This is a genomic window from Allobosea sp. GW821-FHT10B12, from assembly GCF_059415545.1.
In genome coordinates, this window is the sequence record NZ_JBWKNL010000001.1 from 619,137 (window position 1) to 634,551 (window position 15,415).

Consider the following 15,415-nt stretch of genomic DNA (forward strand, 5'->3'; position numbering starts at 1 on the left):
ACGGCCGCGCCGGGGCATAAGCGGCCATGGCCGACGCGATGATCGACAGCACGCCCTTCTGGCGCAGCAAGACGCTTGAGGACATGACCGAGGCGGAGTGGGAATCGCTCTGCGACGGCTGCGGCCGCTGCTGTCTGGTCAAGCTCGAGGACGAGGATACCGGCAGGATCCACGCGACCGATATCGGCTGCCGCCTGTTCGATGCCGGGACCTGCCGCTGCCATGACTATGCCAATCGCTCGAAGACGGTCCCGGATTGCGTCACGCTGACGCCTGATGCGGTGCGGACATTGTCCTGGCTGCCGCCGACCTGCGCCTATCGTTTGCTCGGTGAGGGCAGGGACCTGCCCTGGTGGCACCCGCTCGTCTCGGGCGATCCGCAGACGGTCGTTGCCGCAGGGGTGTCTGTCAGAAACCGCGTCTACGCCAATGAGGATGAGGTCGCCGAGGAGGAGATCGTCGAGCGCATCGTCAATTGGCCGCTGCGCTGGCCGAAGGCAGCGCGCAGCAAGAAGGCCGGTTAGGAGAGCCTGTCACCATGCAGTACCGGCTAGGCCACCTCGTCGATGACGTCTGGCAGATCTATTCTCACTCACCTCTATATGAAGTGCAGAAAGAGCGGCTGGTATCGGCTGCGCCAGCGAGCGATCCGCTCGTATTCAAACATCTGATAGCCTGCCTGAAGCCCCCGTTCCATCTGCTGTATGTCTTGCATACGCCGCGCGGCGAGGGAGATGGTGGGCGGTACCAAAGTCCCGCCATTTCCCCCTCCCAGGTTGCGGCATTCCTTGAACGCTTCAGCGATCTTTTGCGTGGCGATGGACGCTTCGACCTCTGGCTGCATTCGCCAGCGGATCACGCGACCGTCGTCTGGGATAGGCACGATATGATATTCGCTTACGGGCCTGTCGCCGCTTATGAAGGCGCACTACGTCGTTTGGGCTTCACGCCGGGCGAGCCCATCATTCCATTTCCGCACGAGCATCACTATCGAGCCGAGTTGGACCAGCAGGCGCGCGACGTGCTTGGTGCGTTCGACTGGCGCTACAGCCCTCTCGAAGAAGATGACGAACAATAAGGGGCGAGGCACCGCTATCGGAACCGCAAATTCTCGCGTGACAGCTGGTCGAGACTGGTGACGCCCATCAGCTTCATGCCGCGCTCGACCTCTGTCTTGAGCTGGCCGAGGGCACGTTCCACGCCCGGCTGCCCGGCCGCCGCGAGCGGGTAGAGATAATAACGCCCGACGCCGACAGCCTTGGCGCCGAGCGACAGGGCCTTCAGCACATGCGTGCCGCGCTGGATGCCGCCATCCATGATCACGTCGATACGATCGCCGACCGCATCGACGATCTCGGCGAGCTGGTCGAAGGCTGCGCGCGAGCCGTCGAGCTGCCGGCCGCCATGGTTGGAGAGGATGATACCGGTGCAGCCGATCTCGACGGCGCGCCTGGCGTCGGCGACCGACATGATGCCTTTCAGGCAGAACTGCCCGGACCAGAGCCTGACCATCTCGGCGACGTCGTCCCAGGTCATCGCCGGGTCGAGCATCTCGGTGAAATAGCGGCTGATCGAGATCGCGCCGCCACCCATGTCCACGTGCTGGTCGAGCTGCGGCAGGCTGAATTTCTCATGGGTGAGGTAGTTCAGCGCCCATCGCGGCTTGATCGCGAACTGCGTCACGCCGGAGAGGTTGAGCCGGAACGGGATCGAGAAGCCGGTGCGCAGGTCGCGCTCGCGGTTGCCGCCGGTGATGCTGTCGACGGTCAGCATCATCACGTTGACGCCGGCGCCCTTGGCGCGCTCCATCATCGCCCGGTTCAGGCCGCGATCCTTGTGGAAGTAGAACTGGTAGACCTGCGGGCCACTATGGGTCTTGCGCAGCTCCTCCAGGCTGACGGTGCCGAGCGAGGAGACGCCGAACATGGTGCCATAGCGCGCCGCTGCCGCAGCGACCGCACGCTCGCCCTGATGGTGGAAAAGGCGCTGCAGGGCTGTCGGGGAGCAGTAGAACGGCACGGCGAGCGTCTGGCCCATCACGGTGACGGAGGTATCGACGCTGCTGACCCCGCGCAGCACGTTGGGAACGAGGTCGCAGAGCTCGAAGCTCTCGGAGTTCCGCCGATGGGTGACTTCGTCATCCGCTGCGCCGTCGATATAGTTGAAGATCGGGCCCGGCAGCTTCCGTCTCGCCAAAGTGCGGAAGTCATGGAAGTTGTGGCAGTCGTTCAGGCGCATCGGTCGCTTCGGCGTCGTTCTGGAAAGGGACGGCGCTGGCAACCATTGGGTCGGCGCCGCCGCTGAAAGGCGGGAACGGCACCCTATCGCCGCGCGCCGACCTTGGCCATATTGCGCCGCCGGTCTCTGCGCGGCCTGGGATTGCCGGGCGGCGCGTTGGCGCTGCCGCATGATCATTGATTGTTCATCCGGTTTTCGGCATGACCACGCCGCACGGGTGCGCAGCAGCAAGCGGCATCGCAGATGCGAAACCATACGGGCGCGCCGGCGTTCAGTGCCGGTCACCAACGTTGGGAAAGGCAGGCTATGGCAGGCGAGAAGTGGGTCTACACCTTCGGCGATGGCAAGGCCGAAGGCGAGGCGGGCATGAAGAACCTGCTCGGCGGCAAGGGCGCGAACCTGGCCGAGATGAGCAATCTGGGACTTCCGGTGCCTCCAGGCTTTACCATCACCACCGAGGTCTGCACCTGGTATTACGACAACGGCAAGAGCTTTCCGGCCGCACTCGAGGCTGAGGTCAAGGCGGCGCTCGCCGGCATGGCCAAGCTCACGGCTAAGACCTTCGGCGACCCGGCCAATCCGCTGCTCGTCTCGGTCCGCTCCGGCGCCCGCGCCTCGATGCCGGGCATGATGGACACCGTCCTTAATCTTGGTCTCAACGACATCACCGTCGAGGCGGTCGCTAAGGCCTCGGGCGATGCCCGTTTTGCCTATGACAGCTATCGCCGCTTCATCACCATGTACTCGAACGTCGTGCTCGACGTCGATCACGGCCATTTCGAGGAGGCGCTCGAGGACTACAAGGAGCGCAAGGGTCTCAATCTCGACACCGACCTCTCGGCCGACGACTGGAAGGTGCTGGTCGGCAAGTACAAGGAGATCGTGAAGAAGGAGCTCGGCTCCGACTTCCCGCAAGATCCGCAGGAGCAGCTCTGGGGCGCGGTCGGCGCCGTCTTTTCCTCCTGGATGAACGCCCGCGCCATCAAGTATCGCGAGCTCAACAGCATCCCGGCCTCCTGGGGCACGGCGGTCAACGTCCAGTCGATGGTCTTCGGCAATATGGGCGAGACCTCCGCGACCGGCGTCGCCTTCACCCGCAATCCCTCGACCGGCGAGAACGCGCTCTATGGCGAGTTCCTGATCAACGCCCAGGGCGAGGACGTGGTCGCCGGCATCCGCACCCCGCAGGACATCACCGAGGTGGCCAAGGCCGCTGCCGGCTCCGACAAGCCTTCGATGGAGAAGGCGATGCCGGAGGCCTATGCCGAGCTCTGCCGCATCTACGGCATCCTCGAGAAGCACTATCGCGACATGCAGGACATGGAGTTCACCATCCAGGAGGGCAAGCTCTGGATGCTGCAGACCCGCTCCGGCAAGCGCACCGCCAAGGCGGCGCTCAGGATCGCGGTCGAGCTCGCGCGCGAGGGCCTGATCAGCGAGCAGGAGGCGGTCGGCCGCGTCGAGCCAGGCGCGCTCGACCAGCTGCTGCATCCGACGATCGACACCAAGGCCGAGCGCCGCGTGCTGACCGCCGGCCTGCCGGCCTCGCCCGGCGCCGCCGCCGGCGAGATCGTCTTCACCTCGGAGGCTGCCGAGGCCGGCAAGAAGGCCGGCAAGAAGGTCATCCTCGTCCGCGTCGAGACCTCGCCTGAGGACATTCACGGCATGCACGCTGCCGAGGGCATCCTGACCACGCGCGGCGGCATGACCTCGCATGCCGCGGTCGTGGCGCGCGGCATGGGCAAGCCCTGCGTCTCCGGCGCCGGCCAGATCCGCGTCGACTACGCCAAGGGCACGATGACCGTCGGGCCGACCACGCTGAAGGCCGGCGACTTCGTCACCATCGACGGCAGCAACGGCCAGGTGCTGCTCGGCGAGGTCAAGATGCAGCAGCCCGAACTCTCCGGCGATTTCCGCACGCTGATGGGCTGGGCCGACAAGGTCCGCCGCCTGAAGATTCGCGCCAATGCTGAGACCCCGCGCGACGCCAAGACGGCGCGCGAGTTCGGTGCCGAGGGCATCGGCCTCAGCCGTACCGAGCACATGTTCTTTGATGCCGGCCGCATCCTCTCCGTGCGCGAGATGATCCTGGCCGAGGACGAGAAGGGCAGGCGCGCTGCGCTCGCCAAGCTCCTGCCGATGCAGCGCCAGGACTTCGTCGAGCTCTTCACCATCATGCAGGGCCTGCCGGTGACGATCCGCCTGCTCGATCCGCCGCTGCATGAGTTCCTGCCACAGACCGATGACGAGATCGCCGAGGTCGCTTCGGCGATGGGCACGACCTCGGACAAGCTGAAGCGCCGCGCTGCCGAGCTGCACGAGGTCAACCCGATGCTCGGCTTCCGCGGCGTGCGTCTCGCCGTCGCCTATCCCGAGATCGCCGAAATGCAGGCGAGGGCCATCTTCGAGGCGGCCGTGATCGCAGCCAAGGAGACCGGCCATCCGGTCATCCCGGAGGTGATGGTGCCGCTCGTCATGGGCGCGCCCGAGCTCGACCTGGTCAAGGCCCGGATCGATGCGATGGCCGAGGCGGTCCGCAAGGAGAGCGGCAGCGAACTGACCTATCAGGTCGGCACCATGATCGAACTGCCGCGCGCCGCGCTGCGGGCGGAGGAGATCGCGCAAAGCGCCGAATTCTTCTCCTTCGGCACCAACGACCTGACCCAGACCGCGCTCGGCATCAGCCGCGACGATGCCGGCTCCTTCCTCGGGTCCTACACGGCCCGCGGCCTGCTCGAATCCGATCCGTTCGTGACGATCGACCAGGACGGCGTCGGCGAGCTGGTCAGGATCGCCGTCGAGCGTGGCCGCAAGGCGCGTCCCAATATCAAGCTCGGCATCTGCGGCGAGCATGGCGGCGACCCGGCCTCGATCGGCTTCTGCGAGAGCGTCGGGCTGGACTACGTCTCCTGCTCGCCCTTCCGTGTGCCGATCGCGCGCCTCGCCGCTGCGCAGGCGGCGCTGGGGGCGATCAAGGCCAAGGACGCGTGAGGCTGCACGCGGGAAACAAGCCGTCATGCTCGCCCTTGTGGCGAGCATCCACGTCTTGAACACCGCGCTCGATCAAGGAAGGCGTGGATGGTCGGGATAAGCCCGACCATGACGAGGTGGCCGTGCCCGTAAACCTCACCACCATCGGCTTCGATGCCGACGACACGCTCTGGCAGAACGAGCAATTCTTCCGGCTGACGGAAGACCGGTTCGTCGCGCTGCTCGGCGAGCATGGCGAGGCGGCCGAGATCTCCGGCAAGCTGCTGGAGGCCGAGAAGCGCAACCTTTCCTTCTACGGTTTCGGCATCAAGGGCTTCACGCTCTCGATGATCGAGACGGCGCTCGAGATCACCCGCGGCCAGGTCCCGCCGGCGGTGATCGGCGAAATTCTCGCAGCCGGCCGCGAGATGCTGACCCACCCGGTCGAGACGCTGCCGCATGCGCAGGACACGCTCGCCGCGCTCGCCGGCCGCTACCGGCTGGTGCTGATCACCAAGGGCGACCTCTTCGACCAGGAGCGCAAGCTGGCGCAGTCCGGCCTCGGCGACTTCTTCGACGCGGTCGAGATCGTCAGCGACAAGAGCGCGGAGACCTATCGACGCCTGTTCGCCCGCCACGGCGACGGGCCGGGGCGGGCGATGATGGTCGGCAATTCGCTGAAATCCGACATCGTCCCGGCGCTCGCTGCCGGCGCCTGGGCCGTGCATGTGCCGCATGAGCTGACCTGGGCGCTTGAGCATGCCGAGGAGCCGACCGGGCACGCGCGCTATCGGGCACTGCCCGATCTCGCAGGGCTGGCGGCCGTGCTCCGCGACATCGACGCTTGATGCGATGAGGCTTCGTCGCTTCACTGGATTTGTCGCTGCCCTGGCCGTCGCGGCGGCCCTGCTTGCCACCGCGCTTGGCGCAATGGCGTGGCTCTTCCCCTATCTGGAGCTGATCAATCACTTCAGGTGGCTGCTGCTCGCCGGCTCAGCCCTCGTGGCTTTGGCGGCATTCTGGACAGGTGGCCGAGTGCTTTTCCGCCTCGGCGTGGCGGTGCTGGTCGCCAATGTGATGTTGGCGGCCTTGCCGCTCATGTCCCGGGCATCGTCGTCGGCGCGGCCGACGCTGCGCGTGACCACGTTCAATGTCTGGATCGGCAATCGTGAGCCGCACGCCGTCGTCGGCTTCCTGCGCGAGGAGGATGCCGACGTTGTCGTGCTGCAGGAGGTCGGCAGCAAGCTCGAACAGGCGATCGTCCCGCCGCTCAGGGACAAGTACCCCCATGTCATGTCTTGTGCCCGGCGCAATTGCGGGCTGGTCCTGCTGTCGAAGGCGCCTTGGCTCGACGCGGGGTTCTCAGATCGTACCCGCTCGAGTCCACCCATTGTCTGGGCGCGCTTTGCTGGAGCGAACAAGCCCTATGTGATCACAGGCCTGCATCTGGCCTACCCGTTTCAGCCGGAGATGCAGGTCGATCACATCGATTGGCTCGCCGAGCGCCTGCGCAAGGCGCAAGACACACAGGTACTGGTCGGCGATTTCAACCTCACCCCTTTCTCACTCAAGCTCAACAGTCTGGCGCTGCGGACGGGTTTGCGCCGCCATGCGACCCTCGGTGCGTCGTGGCCCGCTGACCGTTTCGTGCCTGTCGTCTTGCTCGACAATCTGCTGGCCAGCCCTGAGGTCAAAGCGGTCAATGTGCACCATGGCACCGGTAGCTATGGCTCGGATCATTATCCGCTGACCTTCGATATCGCGCTCGATTGACGGCTCGTGCGCAGCGCGTGCCCGCCTCAGTCGATCCATAGCCCGCGCTTGCGATGCCATTCCTCGATCGATTCCTGCGGGTAGTCGTCGAAGTGCTGGTCGCGAGGGCCGATATCGGGTTCGACCCAGCCCGCCTTGAAGCGGAGCAGCAGATGGGTCTTCTCGTCTGCTTTCGGCAACTCGCTATCGATCACCGAGGCAAAGGGATGGATGAGTTCTGGCCAGGCCGGATCGAACACCCATAGCGCCGTGCCGCAACCCTTGCAGAAGCGCCGTTCGCCGCGCGACGTCTCGCAGGTGCCGGAATCGTCGCAAATCTCGGCATGGAAGACGCCGATCGAATCTTCGCCTTTGACCTTGAGCGTGGCCGCATCCGCCATGATGTTGATGGCGAAGCCGCCGCCACCGGCGGTCTTGCGGCAGATCGAACAGTAGCAGAGCTGGTAGGGTACCGGCGTGTGACTCTCGGCTGTGAAGCTCACCTTGCCGCAGCGACAGGACCCTTTTAGCGTGATCGGCATCGTTCGCCTCCCGACAATCGTCTGACGACAACCAGCCGGAGGCGTGGTTGTTCAACCTGTCGCAAAGGAGGCGAAAACCCGCTCTGCTGGACCGAGCTTGCAATTTATGCTAGCTCCACCGATGTAAGACGAGATGCGGCCGGTTCTGGCCAATCCTCCGCGCGGGTATTCCGACCGGCGGGCCACTTCAGATCCACCACACGTCGATACAAGGCCATGGCAAGGCGTCCGCGCGTCCGGTCATGGGTTCCACGAATACGCGGATCTGAAGTGCAAGGATTAGTCCCGTTATGAACAAGGGCACCGTCAAGTGGTTCAACGCCACCAAGGGCTACGGCTTCATCACCCCTGAAGCTGGCGGCCCGGACGTTTTCGTCCACATCAGCGCCGTCGAGCGCGCCGGCCTGCGCGAGCTGCGCGAAGGTCAGGTCGTCTCCTACGAGCTGATCGCCGATCGCAAGACCGGCAAGTCCTCGGCTGGCAACCTCGTCGCCGGCTGAAGACGCCTTTCGGGCGGACCATCCGTGTCCGCCCGTTTCAGACGCGGGCCTTCGGGCCTGCGACACACGACATCCCCCGGCGCAGTGGCTAGCGGTTCGCCGGGCGGAAAGAGACCATGCGTAGACCGCGTTCACATGCCGAGGCGCTTCCGTTCACCACGTGCGCCCCATGTCGTCCGGTTCAGAAAGACCTGATTTGACCAAATTTACCGACCTCGGCCTGGCCGAGCCGCTCCTCAAAGCGCTCGCCGCCGAAGGTTATGAGACGCCCACGCCGATCCAGGCGCAGGCGATCCCTTCCATTCGCGATGGCCGTGACCTGCTCGGAGCCGCCCAGACCGGCACCGGCAAGACCGCCGCCTTCTCCCTGCCCATGCTGCACCGGCTGCTGAACCAGCCGCGGCGCATGCAGCCGCGCTCGGTGCGCGCCCTGATCCTGTCGCCGACGCGCGAGCTCTCGGCGCAGATCGAGGCGAGCATCCGCAACTACGCCCAGTTCACCTCGCTGAAGTCGACGGTGATCTTCGGCGGCGTGCCGGTCGGCAAGCAGATCCGCGCGCTCGGCCAGCATGTCGACATCCTCGTCGCCACGCCCGGCCGCCTGCTCGACCTCGTCGACCAGCGTGCCGTCTCGCTGCGCGAGATCGAGTTCCTGGTGCTGGACGAAGCCGACCAGATGCTGGACCTCGGCTTCATCCACGCGCTGCGCAAGATCGCGACGCTGATTCCGAAGCAGCGCCAGACGCTGCTGTTCTCGGCGACCATGCCGAAGGCGATCCGCGAGATCGCCCAGGCCTATCTGACCGACCCGGTCGAGGTCGCGGTCGCGCCTGTCGCCACCACGGCGGAGAAGGTCGACCAGCGCGTCATCTTCACGGAAGCTGGTCAGAAGCCGGCACTGCTTGCGAAGACCTTGAGCGTTCCCGAGATGGAGCGTGCCATCGTCTTCACCCGTACCAAGCACGGCGCCGACAAGGTCGTGCGCCAGCTCGAGCAGTCCGGCATCAAGTCGGCTGCGATCCACGGCAACAAGAGCCAGGGCCAGCGCGAGCGCGCCCTCGGAGCCTTCCGTGACGGCGAGCTGCGCATCCTGGTCGCGACCGACATCGCCGCGCGCGGCATCGATGTCGACGGCATCAGCCATGTCGTCAATTTCGACCTGCCGAACGTGCCAGAGACCTATGTCCACCGCATCGGCCGCACCGCGCGCGCCGGGGCGTCGGGCCTCGCCATCGCCTTCTGCACGCCGGAAGAGCGCGGCGATCTCGCCGCGATCGAGAAGCTGACCAAGATCGCACTCACCCCGGTCGGTGACGTGCCGCATTGGGACGGCCGCACCCCGAAGAAGCCGCCGCAGAATCGTGGCGGCCGCGGTCAGGGGCGTCCGCAGAACGGACAGCAGCCGGGTCAGGGTCAGCGCCGCGACGGCCGGGGCGCGCAGGGCCGCAATGGCCAGCGCCCGGAGCAGGGCGAGCGTCAGGGCCAGCCGCATCGCGAGCAGTCCCGTCCGAACCAGTCGCGCCCGCATCAGGCTCGTCCGGAGCAGCAGCGTCATGAGCGTCCGGCCCAGCGCCAGGATGGGGGCGGTGCACGAAAAGACGCGGCTTCCGGCAAGGAAGGGCTTGGCGGCGTCGCGTTCTTGCAGCAAAGAACGGGACAACGACGCACCGGCGGCGGCGGGCGGCGCCCGAACTGACAGGCACCGCAACCGCTGGGGCTAGGCCCATCCGGCCTGGCCCCGCGCCGAGGACAAGACGAAGGATCAGCGAATGGCGAAAGAAGAACTGCTCGAATTCGACGGCACCGTGGTCGAGGTGCTCCCGGACGGCAACTACCGGGTCAAGCTCGACAATGATCACGTCATCCTGGCCTATGCGGCCGGCAAGATGAAGAAGAACCGCATCCGCACCATCGCCGGCGACCGTGTGGTCGTGGAGATGTCGCCCTACGATCTCGATCGCGGCCGGATCAATTTCCGCCAGAAGACCGCGAGCCCCGGCCCGATGCCGCCTCGCCCGCAGAACTTCCGCCGGCGCTGACGCCCGTGCGCTTCAGCCGGCCCGAACAGTTCTTCATCGCGGCCGGTGCCGGGCTCGGCGCGCTCGCCTCGCTCGCGGTCCACTCCGGCTGGATCGCCAGAGGCGGCACTTTCCCGCCCTTCGTCTATGTGCTGCTGGCGCTTGCTCTGGTCGAGGTCGTCGCCGGCTTCGCGACGAAGCAGCCACCCGGCACCCTGTTCTCGATGCCCGCCCGCATCCTCGCCTTCGCGCTCGGCGTCGGCGTGCTGATCCTGCTGACCGGCGGCTTGGCCTGAGCCTGCGCCGTCATTCTCGGCCGCAGCGAAGCGAAGAGCCGAGAATCTCCTGACCATCGAGCGTGGATCAAAGCCTCATCCGGCCTGAGATGCTCGGGTCGAGCCGGAGCATGACGCACGACTCCCCCAGACAAAAAAAGCCCCGGCCGAAGCCGGGGCATAAGGTGCTTGTTACGTGGTGACAGGTACTACGAAGAAAACTCAGAAAAGCTCAGTAGCCGCCCCGGGCCCAGTATTGCGAACCGGGGCTGACCAGAACCTGGCGTTGGCGCGTGGCATATTCGGCCGGTACGGTCTGGTGCTCGACCCGCGAGGCGCTGACCATGACGCGGCGGCTGCGCTGGCCATATACGGCCGGAATGACGTCGTAATCGACCGAGGCCGGCGAGACTTCGACGGTGCGCTGCTGATAGCCGTACTGCGCGGGAACATGCACCCAGCAGCCGGTGGTCTGGCCATAGGCGTCGCGGCTGACTTCCCAGCGCTTGGTCGCCGGCGAGATCAGGACCTTCTCGGAGACGGTCTTGTACTGGGCCGGGATCTGGCGGGCGACGCGGCGCTCCGGCTGGAGCACCACCTGCTCGGTGACGGTGTCGTACTGTGCCGGGATGACCTTGGAGAAGGTGCGCTCGGGGCGCACGACATAGCTCTCGTTGACGGTGTCGTAGACCGGCGGCGTCGCGACCAGCTTGTAGCAGGAACCGCTGCCGCAATTGCTGACCGGCGCCCGGTAGCAGGAGGAGGAATAGCAGCCGCCGGCGAACGCCGGAGCGGCGAGGCCGAGCAGGGTCGCCGCGGCGAGACCCGAAAGCGAAAGAAGCCTGAACGTCATAGTCGACCCCAACCCTGCGTTGCGCACCGCTGCCGCTGCGTCGTTGAGGGTAGAAAGCCCGAAGCGATCTATGAAGACAAGGTTAACTGCAAAACAAGGTAAAATTAACCAGTTTCAGCGGCGCGGAAGCTGCCGTTACCCTTGTCGAAGCGTCAAGCCGGTCGCCGGCATTCGAGTGAGTTTTCCTTGCTCGCCCGCTGCCGTTAAGGGCAGCAGGCGGTCGCTTTCGGCGGGGGAGCGTTGCTCGGCGTACTTCACTCGATCGCGCCGCGCTTCATGCCGAAGCCTTCGATATAGCAGCCGCAGGACGAGTTCCGCGGCGCAGGTTCCGCCGCGCAGGAGCCGCGCGAGGTCAGGCAGACGTCGCCGAAGCGCCGGCGAGAGGGCCGATCATAGCCGTAGCGCGGGCCGTCATCGCGATAGCGCGGGCGGTCATAGTCATAGCGCGGTGGCGGCGGCCGGTCGTAATCGTAGCGCGGCGCCGGCCGGTAATACGGGTCATAATACTGGGCGTTTGCGCTGGTCGCGGACGAGATGGACGCGCCGACGAGCGTCGCAATGGCGAGGGTCCTGATCATGCCTGTCCTCCTGGTCGCCCGGCCGGGGCCGGGCGTGAATCCATCGGAGGTCAGAATAAGAGCCGGTCTATGAACGGCGCGTGAGTGTGGATGCGTGAGCGTGAGTGTGGATGCGGGATCAGCCGGAAGGCCTGGGTCAGCTCAGCTGCCGGCCTTCATACTGTTGGCCCAGTAGTCCTTGACCTGCTTCACCAGCGTTTCCGGCAGCGGCACATAGCCGAGCGTGGTGGCGTCGGCCGCGCCGGTCTCGAAAGAGAGCCGGAAGAAGTCGAGCACCTCCTGGGTGCGGCGCGTGCGTGGTTTCGGCACCAGGGCGAAGGTCGTGGCGACGATCGGATAGGCCTCGGCGCCCGGCGCATCGGTCAGCATCAGCGAGAAATCCTTGGCTTTGGCCCATTCGGCGCTGGCCGCAGCAGCGGAGAAGCTCGCCGGATCCGGCTTGACGAAATTGCCGGCTTTGTTCTGCACCTGGGCATAGGCGAGGCCGGCACGCACGACCTGGCCGAACTCGACATAGCCGATCGCGTTCTTCGTCCGCTTCACCGCATCGGTGACGCCTTGCGTGCGCTCGGCGCCGGCGCCGACCGGCCAGGGAACCTGCGTGTTGACGCCGACCTTCTCGCGCCATTCCGGGCTCGCCTTGGCTAGATAATCGGTCCAGTTGAAGGTCGTGCCCGAGCCGTCCGAGCGATAGATCACGCTGATCGGAGCGTCGGGCAGCTTCAGCTCGGGATTGGCCGCCTTGATCGCCGGGTCGGACCAGAGCTTGATCTTGCCGAGATAGATGTCGGCGAGGAGGGGGCCGGTGAAGCGGATCTGCCCGGGGCCGACGCCGTCGAGGTTCACCACCGGCACGATGCCGCCCATCACGATCGGGAACTGGATCAGCGCCGAGCGCTGCAATTCCTCGGAGGAGAGCGGCCGGTCGGAGGCGCCGAACTCGGCGGCGCGCTGGGTGACGCGGACCTCGCCGCCGAGCGAGCCGATCGGCTCGTAGTCGACGCCGATGTCGAGCGGGGTCATCTCGGCGCCGTCCGACTTGGCGACGCGATAGTTCTGAGCCCATTTGCCGATGACCGGGAAGGCGAAGCTCGACCCGGCGCCGGTGATCGGCTCGGCCTGGCCGGAGGCCACGGAGGAAGCGAGAAGAGCGCCGGCGACAGCCAGCTTGACCAGGAGCTTCATGCGTCCACCCACCCTGTCGGGGCCCATGGGGCCAAGATCAACAAGGTGACGCTAGGGCGGCGCGGTGACGTTGCGATGACGTCTGTGCTCCGGCAAACGAAAGGCCCCGCCGGTGCCAGCCGGCGGGGCCTTCCTTCAGCGGTCAGGTCCGTTTTGCAACCAACCTTGACCTCGTGTCGTCAGTGCCAGGTCTGGCGGCCGTACCAAGCGTCGACATCGGTCCGGACCTTGTCCTTCTCAATGCCATAGCGCTCCTGGATCTTGCCCTCGAGCTGGTCGCGCTTGCCGTCGATGACGTCGAGATCGTCATCGGTCAGCTTGCCCCACTGCTCCTTGACCTTGCCCTTGAGCTGCTTCCAGTTCCCTTCGACGCGGTTCCAGTCCATTGGACGCTCCTCCTGTTCGTGAACGGTGTACTGAAGCAACGCGTGGGCGGGAGAATTGTTCGACGGAAAGTCGCGGTACGGCCGAATGCCGGCCTCGCCGTCGCCTACCGGCGCTCCAGATTGCGAGGCGCTAACCGTGCACGCAGGCGCGGGGTCATCCAATCGAGGAAGGCGCGGACTTTCAGGCTGCGGAGTCCGCCCTCCGCATAGGCAAGACTGACCGGCAGTGGCGCCGGAGCAAACGCCTCCAGCACCGCTTCGAGCGCGCCTCGCCGGAGCTGCTCCTCGACCTGATAGGACAGCACGCGCACGAGGCCGAAACCGGCCAGCGCCGCATCGATGGCGGCGACGGTCGAGTTCACCGACAGCCGCGCTCTCGGCTCTTCGCCGAGGGCTGGATTGTCGCCGCGATAGCGCCATTCCGGCGTGACGACAAAGCCGCGGAACGAGACGCCGTCATGATCCCTGAGGTCCTCCGGTGTTCGCGGCCTGCCGCGGCGGGCGAGATAGGCCGGGCTGGCGCAGATCACGCGGCGGACCTCTCCGACCTTGGCCGCGATCAGCCCGCCGGCGTCGAGATGGCCGATCCGCACCGCGACGTCGATATGCTCGTCGGCGAGGTTGATCTGCCTGTCCTCGAGATGAAGCTTGAGCGCGATTTCCGGGTTCTGCTCCAGGAAGGCGAGGGCGATCGGCAGGACATGGCGCTGGCCGAACAATGTGGGAGCAGTGACGCGCAGCTCGCCGCGGGGCGCGCTGTACTCCCCGGCGGCCATGCGCTCGGCCTCCTCGACCTGTTCGAGGATCCGCCGGCTGGCTTCGAGATAGGCGAGGCCCGCTTCGGTCAGCTCCGTTCCGCGCCGCGTGCGCAGCATCAGCTTCGCCCGCAGATGGCTTTCGAGCTCGGCGATCTTGCGGCTGACGGTCGCGAGCGGCATGCGCAGCTTGCGCGCGGCCGCCGACAGGCTCCCGGCCTCCACCACTGCGAGCAGCACCGCCATGGCGTCCAGACGATCCATCAGCCTTCCATAATTCGGGAGGGTATCTCCATGATCTGTCCATAGCACCCGTTCATCGAGAGGACTACGTCACTCTCCATGAAGGCGCTGCTCTTGGCGCCTCGCGCTCGGACGAGCCCAGGAGTTCACGATGACCGGTCTTTCGCGCAGGGGATTTTCGCTCGGCCTCCCGGCCCTGGCGGCAGGCGCCGCTCTGCCGTCGGCCGGCTTGGCGCAGGCGCCGGCAGCGGCGGAGCGTTCCGCGGATCAGCTGCCCCTGGCGCAGCTCAGGATCGGCCGCTTCAAGGTGACGGCGTTGAGCGACGGCTATGTCGACATGCCCTACGAGTATTTCCCCGGCCGCTCCGCCGCCGAAGTCGAGGCGCTGGCGAAGGCGCAGTTTGCGGCGCGCGCCGGCGGCGTCAGGATGATGTTCAACCAGTATCTGATCGAGGACGGCAGCAGTCGCATCCTGATCGATGCCGGGCCGGGCGGGACCATCGGCCAGTCGGGGAAGCTGCCGGCGGGCTTAAGCGCGCTCGGCCTCGATCGCGGCAGGATCGACGCCGTGATCGTCACCCACATGCATCAGGACCATATCGGCGGCCTCGTCGCCGGCGAGCAGGCCAGTTTTGCCAAGGCCGAGATCTATGTCGACCGGCGCGAGCTGGCGCACTGGACCAATCCGGCGACCCGCTCGGCCTCGCCGGCCTATCTGCAGAACGGCATCAAGCTCGCCGGCGAGGTGGCACGGCTCTATCCGAAGCTGCAGGCCCTCGATGGCGAGCGCGAGATCATTCCCGGCGTCTCGATCGTCGATCTTGCCGGCCACACCCCCGGCCATGTCGGCGTGCGCATCGCCGATGCCGGCCAGAGCCTGATCATGGCCGGCGACATGCTGTTCCCGGTCGTCCATCCGGCGGGGCTCGATGTGAACTTCCTGTTCGAGCAGGACCGCCCGGCTGCGCAGGCGATGCGCACCCGCTTCTTCCATCGTGCGGCCGCGGAGGGGGCCCTGGTCGCCGCGACCCATATGCCCTTCCCAGGATTGGGCCGGGTTGTCGCCGATCAGGGGCAATATCGCTGGCTGCCGGCCGCCTGGGCTTTCCAGGACTAGGCG

General features: G+C 66.2%; 17 protein-coding genes. 10 read left to right on the top strand and 7 right to left on the bottom strand.

All coding sequences use genetic code 11. The features are described 5' to 3' along the window. Positions 1-26: 26 nt before the first annotated feature. Together AC07O0_RS02995 and AC07O0_RS03000 are read left to right on the top strand one after the other, a co-directional pair. Positions 27-524, top strand: a complete 498-nt coding sequence (locus tag AC07O0_RS02995) for a YcgN family cysteine cluster protein (RefSeq protein ID WP_494619898.1) — start codon at positions 27-29, stop codon at positions 522-524. Continuing rightward, complete coding sequence (locus tag AC07O0_RS03000; RefSeq protein ID WP_494619900.1) at positions 476-1,078, top strand: hypothetical protein; 603 nt, start codon at positions 476-478, stop codon at positions 1,076-1,078. The genes AC07O0_RS02995 and AC07O0_RS03000 overlap by 49 nt, the downstream gene beginning before the upstream one ends. A gap of 14 nt (positions 1,079-1,092) precedes the next feature. Here AC07O0_RS03000 and AC07O0_RS03005 read toward each other — a convergent pair whose 3' ends face one another. Beyond that, complete coding sequence (locus tag AC07O0_RS03005) at positions 1,093-2,238, bottom strand: alpha-hydroxy acid oxidase (protein WP_494619902.1); 1,146 nt, start codon at positions 2,236-2,238, stop codon at positions 1,093-1,095. 306 nt (positions 2,239-2,544) lie between these two features. Between AC07O0_RS03005 and ppdK the strand changes: the two genes are divergently transcribed. The 3 genes from ppdK to AC07O0_RS03020 all read left to right on the top strand — a co-directional run bounded on the left by ppdK (position 2,545) and on the right by AC07O0_RS03020 (position 6,981). Then, positions 2,545-5,229, top strand: coding sequence for a pyruvate, phosphate dikinase (ppdK, locus tag AC07O0_RS03010; RefSeq protein ID WP_494619904.1), 2,685 nt, complete (start codon positions 2,545-2,547; stop codon positions 5,227-5,229). Positions 5,230-5,312: 83 nt separating this feature from the next. Continuing rightward, the gene (locus AC07O0_RS03015) at positions 5,313-6,056 is read left to right on the top strand and encodes an HAD family hydrolase (protein ID WP_494619906.1); all 744 of its coding nucleotides are present in this window, start codon (positions 5,313-5,315) and stop codon (positions 6,054-6,056) included. 4 nt (positions 6,057-6,060) lie between these two features. After that, positions 6,061-6,981: an endonuclease/exonuclease/phosphatase family protein gene (locus tag AC07O0_RS03020; protein WP_494619908.1), complete on the top strand. Its 921-nt coding sequence runs from the start codon at positions 6,061-6,063 to the stop codon at positions 6,979-6,981. A gap of 26 nt (positions 6,982-7,007) precedes the next feature. Here AC07O0_RS03020 and AC07O0_RS03025 read toward each other — a convergent pair whose 3' ends face one another. Next, entirely contained in the window at positions 7,008-7,502 is a 495-nt protein-coding gene (locus AC07O0_RS03025; protein ID WP_494619909.1) for a GFA family protein, read from the bottom strand. 290 nt (positions 7,503-7,792) lie between these two features. Between AC07O0_RS03025 and AC07O0_RS03030 the strand changes: the two genes are divergently transcribed. The 4 genes from AC07O0_RS03030 to AC07O0_RS03045 all read left to right on the top strand — a co-directional run bounded on the left by AC07O0_RS03030 (position 7,793) and on the right by AC07O0_RS03045 (position 10,316). After that, positions 7,793-8,002 (top strand): cold-shock protein, encoded by a 210-nt coding sequence (locus AC07O0_RS03030; RefSeq protein ID WP_092155501.1) that lies wholly within the window; start codon positions 7,793-7,795, stop codon positions 8,000-8,002. Between the two features lie 196 nt (positions 8,003-8,198). Further along, positions 8,199-9,698 carry a DEAD/DEAH box helicase gene (locus tag AC07O0_RS03035; protein WP_494619911.1) on the top strand — a complete coding sequence of 500 codons (1,500 nt, stop codon included), beginning with the start codon at positions 8,199-8,201 and terminating at the stop codon, positions 9,696-9,698. Positions 9,699-9,771: 73 nt separating this feature from the next. Beyond that, the gene (infA, locus tag AC07O0_RS03040; protein ID WP_057187732.1) at positions 9,772-10,041 is read left to right on the top strand and encodes a translation initiation factor IF-1; all 270 of its coding nucleotides are present in this window, start codon (positions 9,772-9,774) and stop codon (positions 10,039-10,041) included. Between the two features lie 5 nt (positions 10,042-10,046). Further along, positions 10,047-10,316 (top strand): hypothetical protein, encoded by a 270-nt coding sequence (locus AC07O0_RS03045; RefSeq protein WP_454026270.1) that lies wholly within the window; start codon positions 10,047-10,049, stop codon positions 10,314-10,316. 211 nt (positions 10,317-10,527) lie between these two features. Here AC07O0_RS03045 and AC07O0_RS03050 read toward each other — a convergent pair whose 3' ends face one another. The 5 genes from AC07O0_RS03050 to AC07O0_RS03070 form a co-directional block, all read right to left on the bottom strand. After that, a complete protein-coding gene (locus AC07O0_RS03050) occupies positions 10,528-11,148 on the bottom strand; it encodes a hypothetical protein (protein ID WP_494619913.1) in 621 nt (206 codons plus the stop codon). A 254-nt stretch (positions 11,149-11,402) separates the two neighbouring features. Beyond that, complete coding sequence (locus AC07O0_RS03055; RefSeq protein ID WP_494619914.1) at positions 11,403-11,726, bottom strand: hypothetical protein; 324 nt, start codon at positions 11,724-11,726, stop codon at positions 11,403-11,405. Between the two features lie 141 nt (positions 11,727-11,867). Beyond that, the gene (gene pstS, locus AC07O0_RS03060; protein ID WP_494619915.1) at positions 11,868-12,911 is read right to left on the bottom strand and encodes a phosphate ABC transporter substrate-binding protein PstS; all 1,044 of its coding nucleotides are present in this window, start codon (positions 12,909-12,911) and stop codon (positions 11,868-11,870) included. Between the two features lie 179 nt (positions 12,912-13,090). Next, entirely contained in the window at positions 13,091-13,297 is a 207-nt protein-coding gene (locus tag AC07O0_RS03065) for a CsbD family protein (RefSeq protein ID WP_494619917.1), read from the bottom strand. Positions 13,298-13,401: 104 nt separating this feature from the next. Then, positions 13,402-14,316, bottom strand: coding sequence for a LysR family transcriptional regulator (locus AC07O0_RS03070; RefSeq protein ID WP_494619919.1), 915 nt, complete (start codon positions 14,314-14,316; stop codon positions 13,402-13,404). A gap of 130 nt (positions 14,317-14,446) precedes the next feature. On the opposite strand from AC07O0_RS03070, the gene AC07O0_RS03075 reads away from it, so the two are divergent. Continuing rightward, positions 14,447-15,412, top strand: coding sequence for an MBL fold metallo-hydrolase (locus AC07O0_RS03075; protein ID WP_494619921.1), 966 nt, complete (start codon positions 14,447-14,449; stop codon positions 15,410-15,412). The last annotated feature ends 3 nt before the right edge of the window (positions 15,413-15,415 follow it).

What these genes read in the sequence shown, in the direction of transcription:
- AC07O0_RS02995 (WP_494619898.1), top strand. Translation starts at nt 27, where the DNA reads ATGGCCGACGCGATGATCGACAGCACGCCCTTCTGGCGCAGCAAGACG.
- AC07O0_RS03005 (WP_494619902.1), bottom strand. Translation starts at nt 2,238, where the DNA reads ATGCGCCTGAACGACTGCCACAACTTCCATGACTTCCGCACTTTGGCG.
- AC07O0_RS03075 (WP_494619921.1), top strand. Translation starts at nt 14,447, where the DNA reads ATGACCGGTCTTTCGCGCAGGGGATTTTCGCTCGGCCTCCCGGCCCTG.
- AC07O0_RS03050 (WP_494619913.1), bottom strand. Translation starts at nt 11,148, where the DNA reads ATGACGTTCAGGCTTCTTTCGCTTTCGGGTCTCGCCGCGGCGACCCTG.
- pstS (WP_494619915.1), bottom strand. Translation starts at nt 12,911, where the DNA reads ATGAAGCTCCTGGTCAAGCTGGCTGTCGCCGGCGCTCTTCTCGCTTCC.
- AC07O0_RS03025 (WP_494619909.1), bottom strand. Translation starts at nt 7,502, where the DNA reads ATGCCGATCACGCTAAAAGGGTCCTGTCGCTGCGGCAAGGTGAGCTTC.
- AC07O0_RS03020 (WP_494619908.1), top strand. Translation starts at nt 6,061, where the DNA reads ATGAGGCTTCGTCGCTTCACTGGATTTGTCGCTGCCCTGGCCGTCGCG.
- AC07O0_RS03065 (WP_494619917.1), bottom strand. Translation starts at nt 13,297, where the DNA reads ATGGACTGGAACCGCGTCGAAGGGAACTGGAAGCAGCTCAAGGGCAAG.
- infA (WP_057187732.1), top strand. Translation starts at nt 9,772, where the DNA reads ATGGCGAAAGAAGAACTGCTCGAATTCGACGGCACCGTGGTCGAGGTG.
- AC07O0_RS03055 (WP_494619914.1), bottom strand. Translation starts at nt 11,726, where the DNA reads ATGATCAGGACCCTCGCCATTGCGACGCTCGTCGGCGCGTCCATCTCG.
- AC07O0_RS03030 (WP_092155501.1), top strand. Translation starts at nt 7,793, where the DNA reads ATGAACAAGGGCACCGTCAAGTGGTTCAACGCCACCAAGGGCTACGGC.
- ppdK (WP_494619904.1), top strand. Translation starts at nt 2,545, where the DNA reads ATGGCAGGCGAGAAGTGGGTCTACACCTTCGGCGATGGCAAGGCCGAA.
- AC07O0_RS03070 (WP_494619919.1), bottom strand. Translation starts at nt 14,316, where the DNA reads ATGGATCGTCTGGACGCCATGGCGGTGCTGCTCGCAGTGGTGGAGGCC.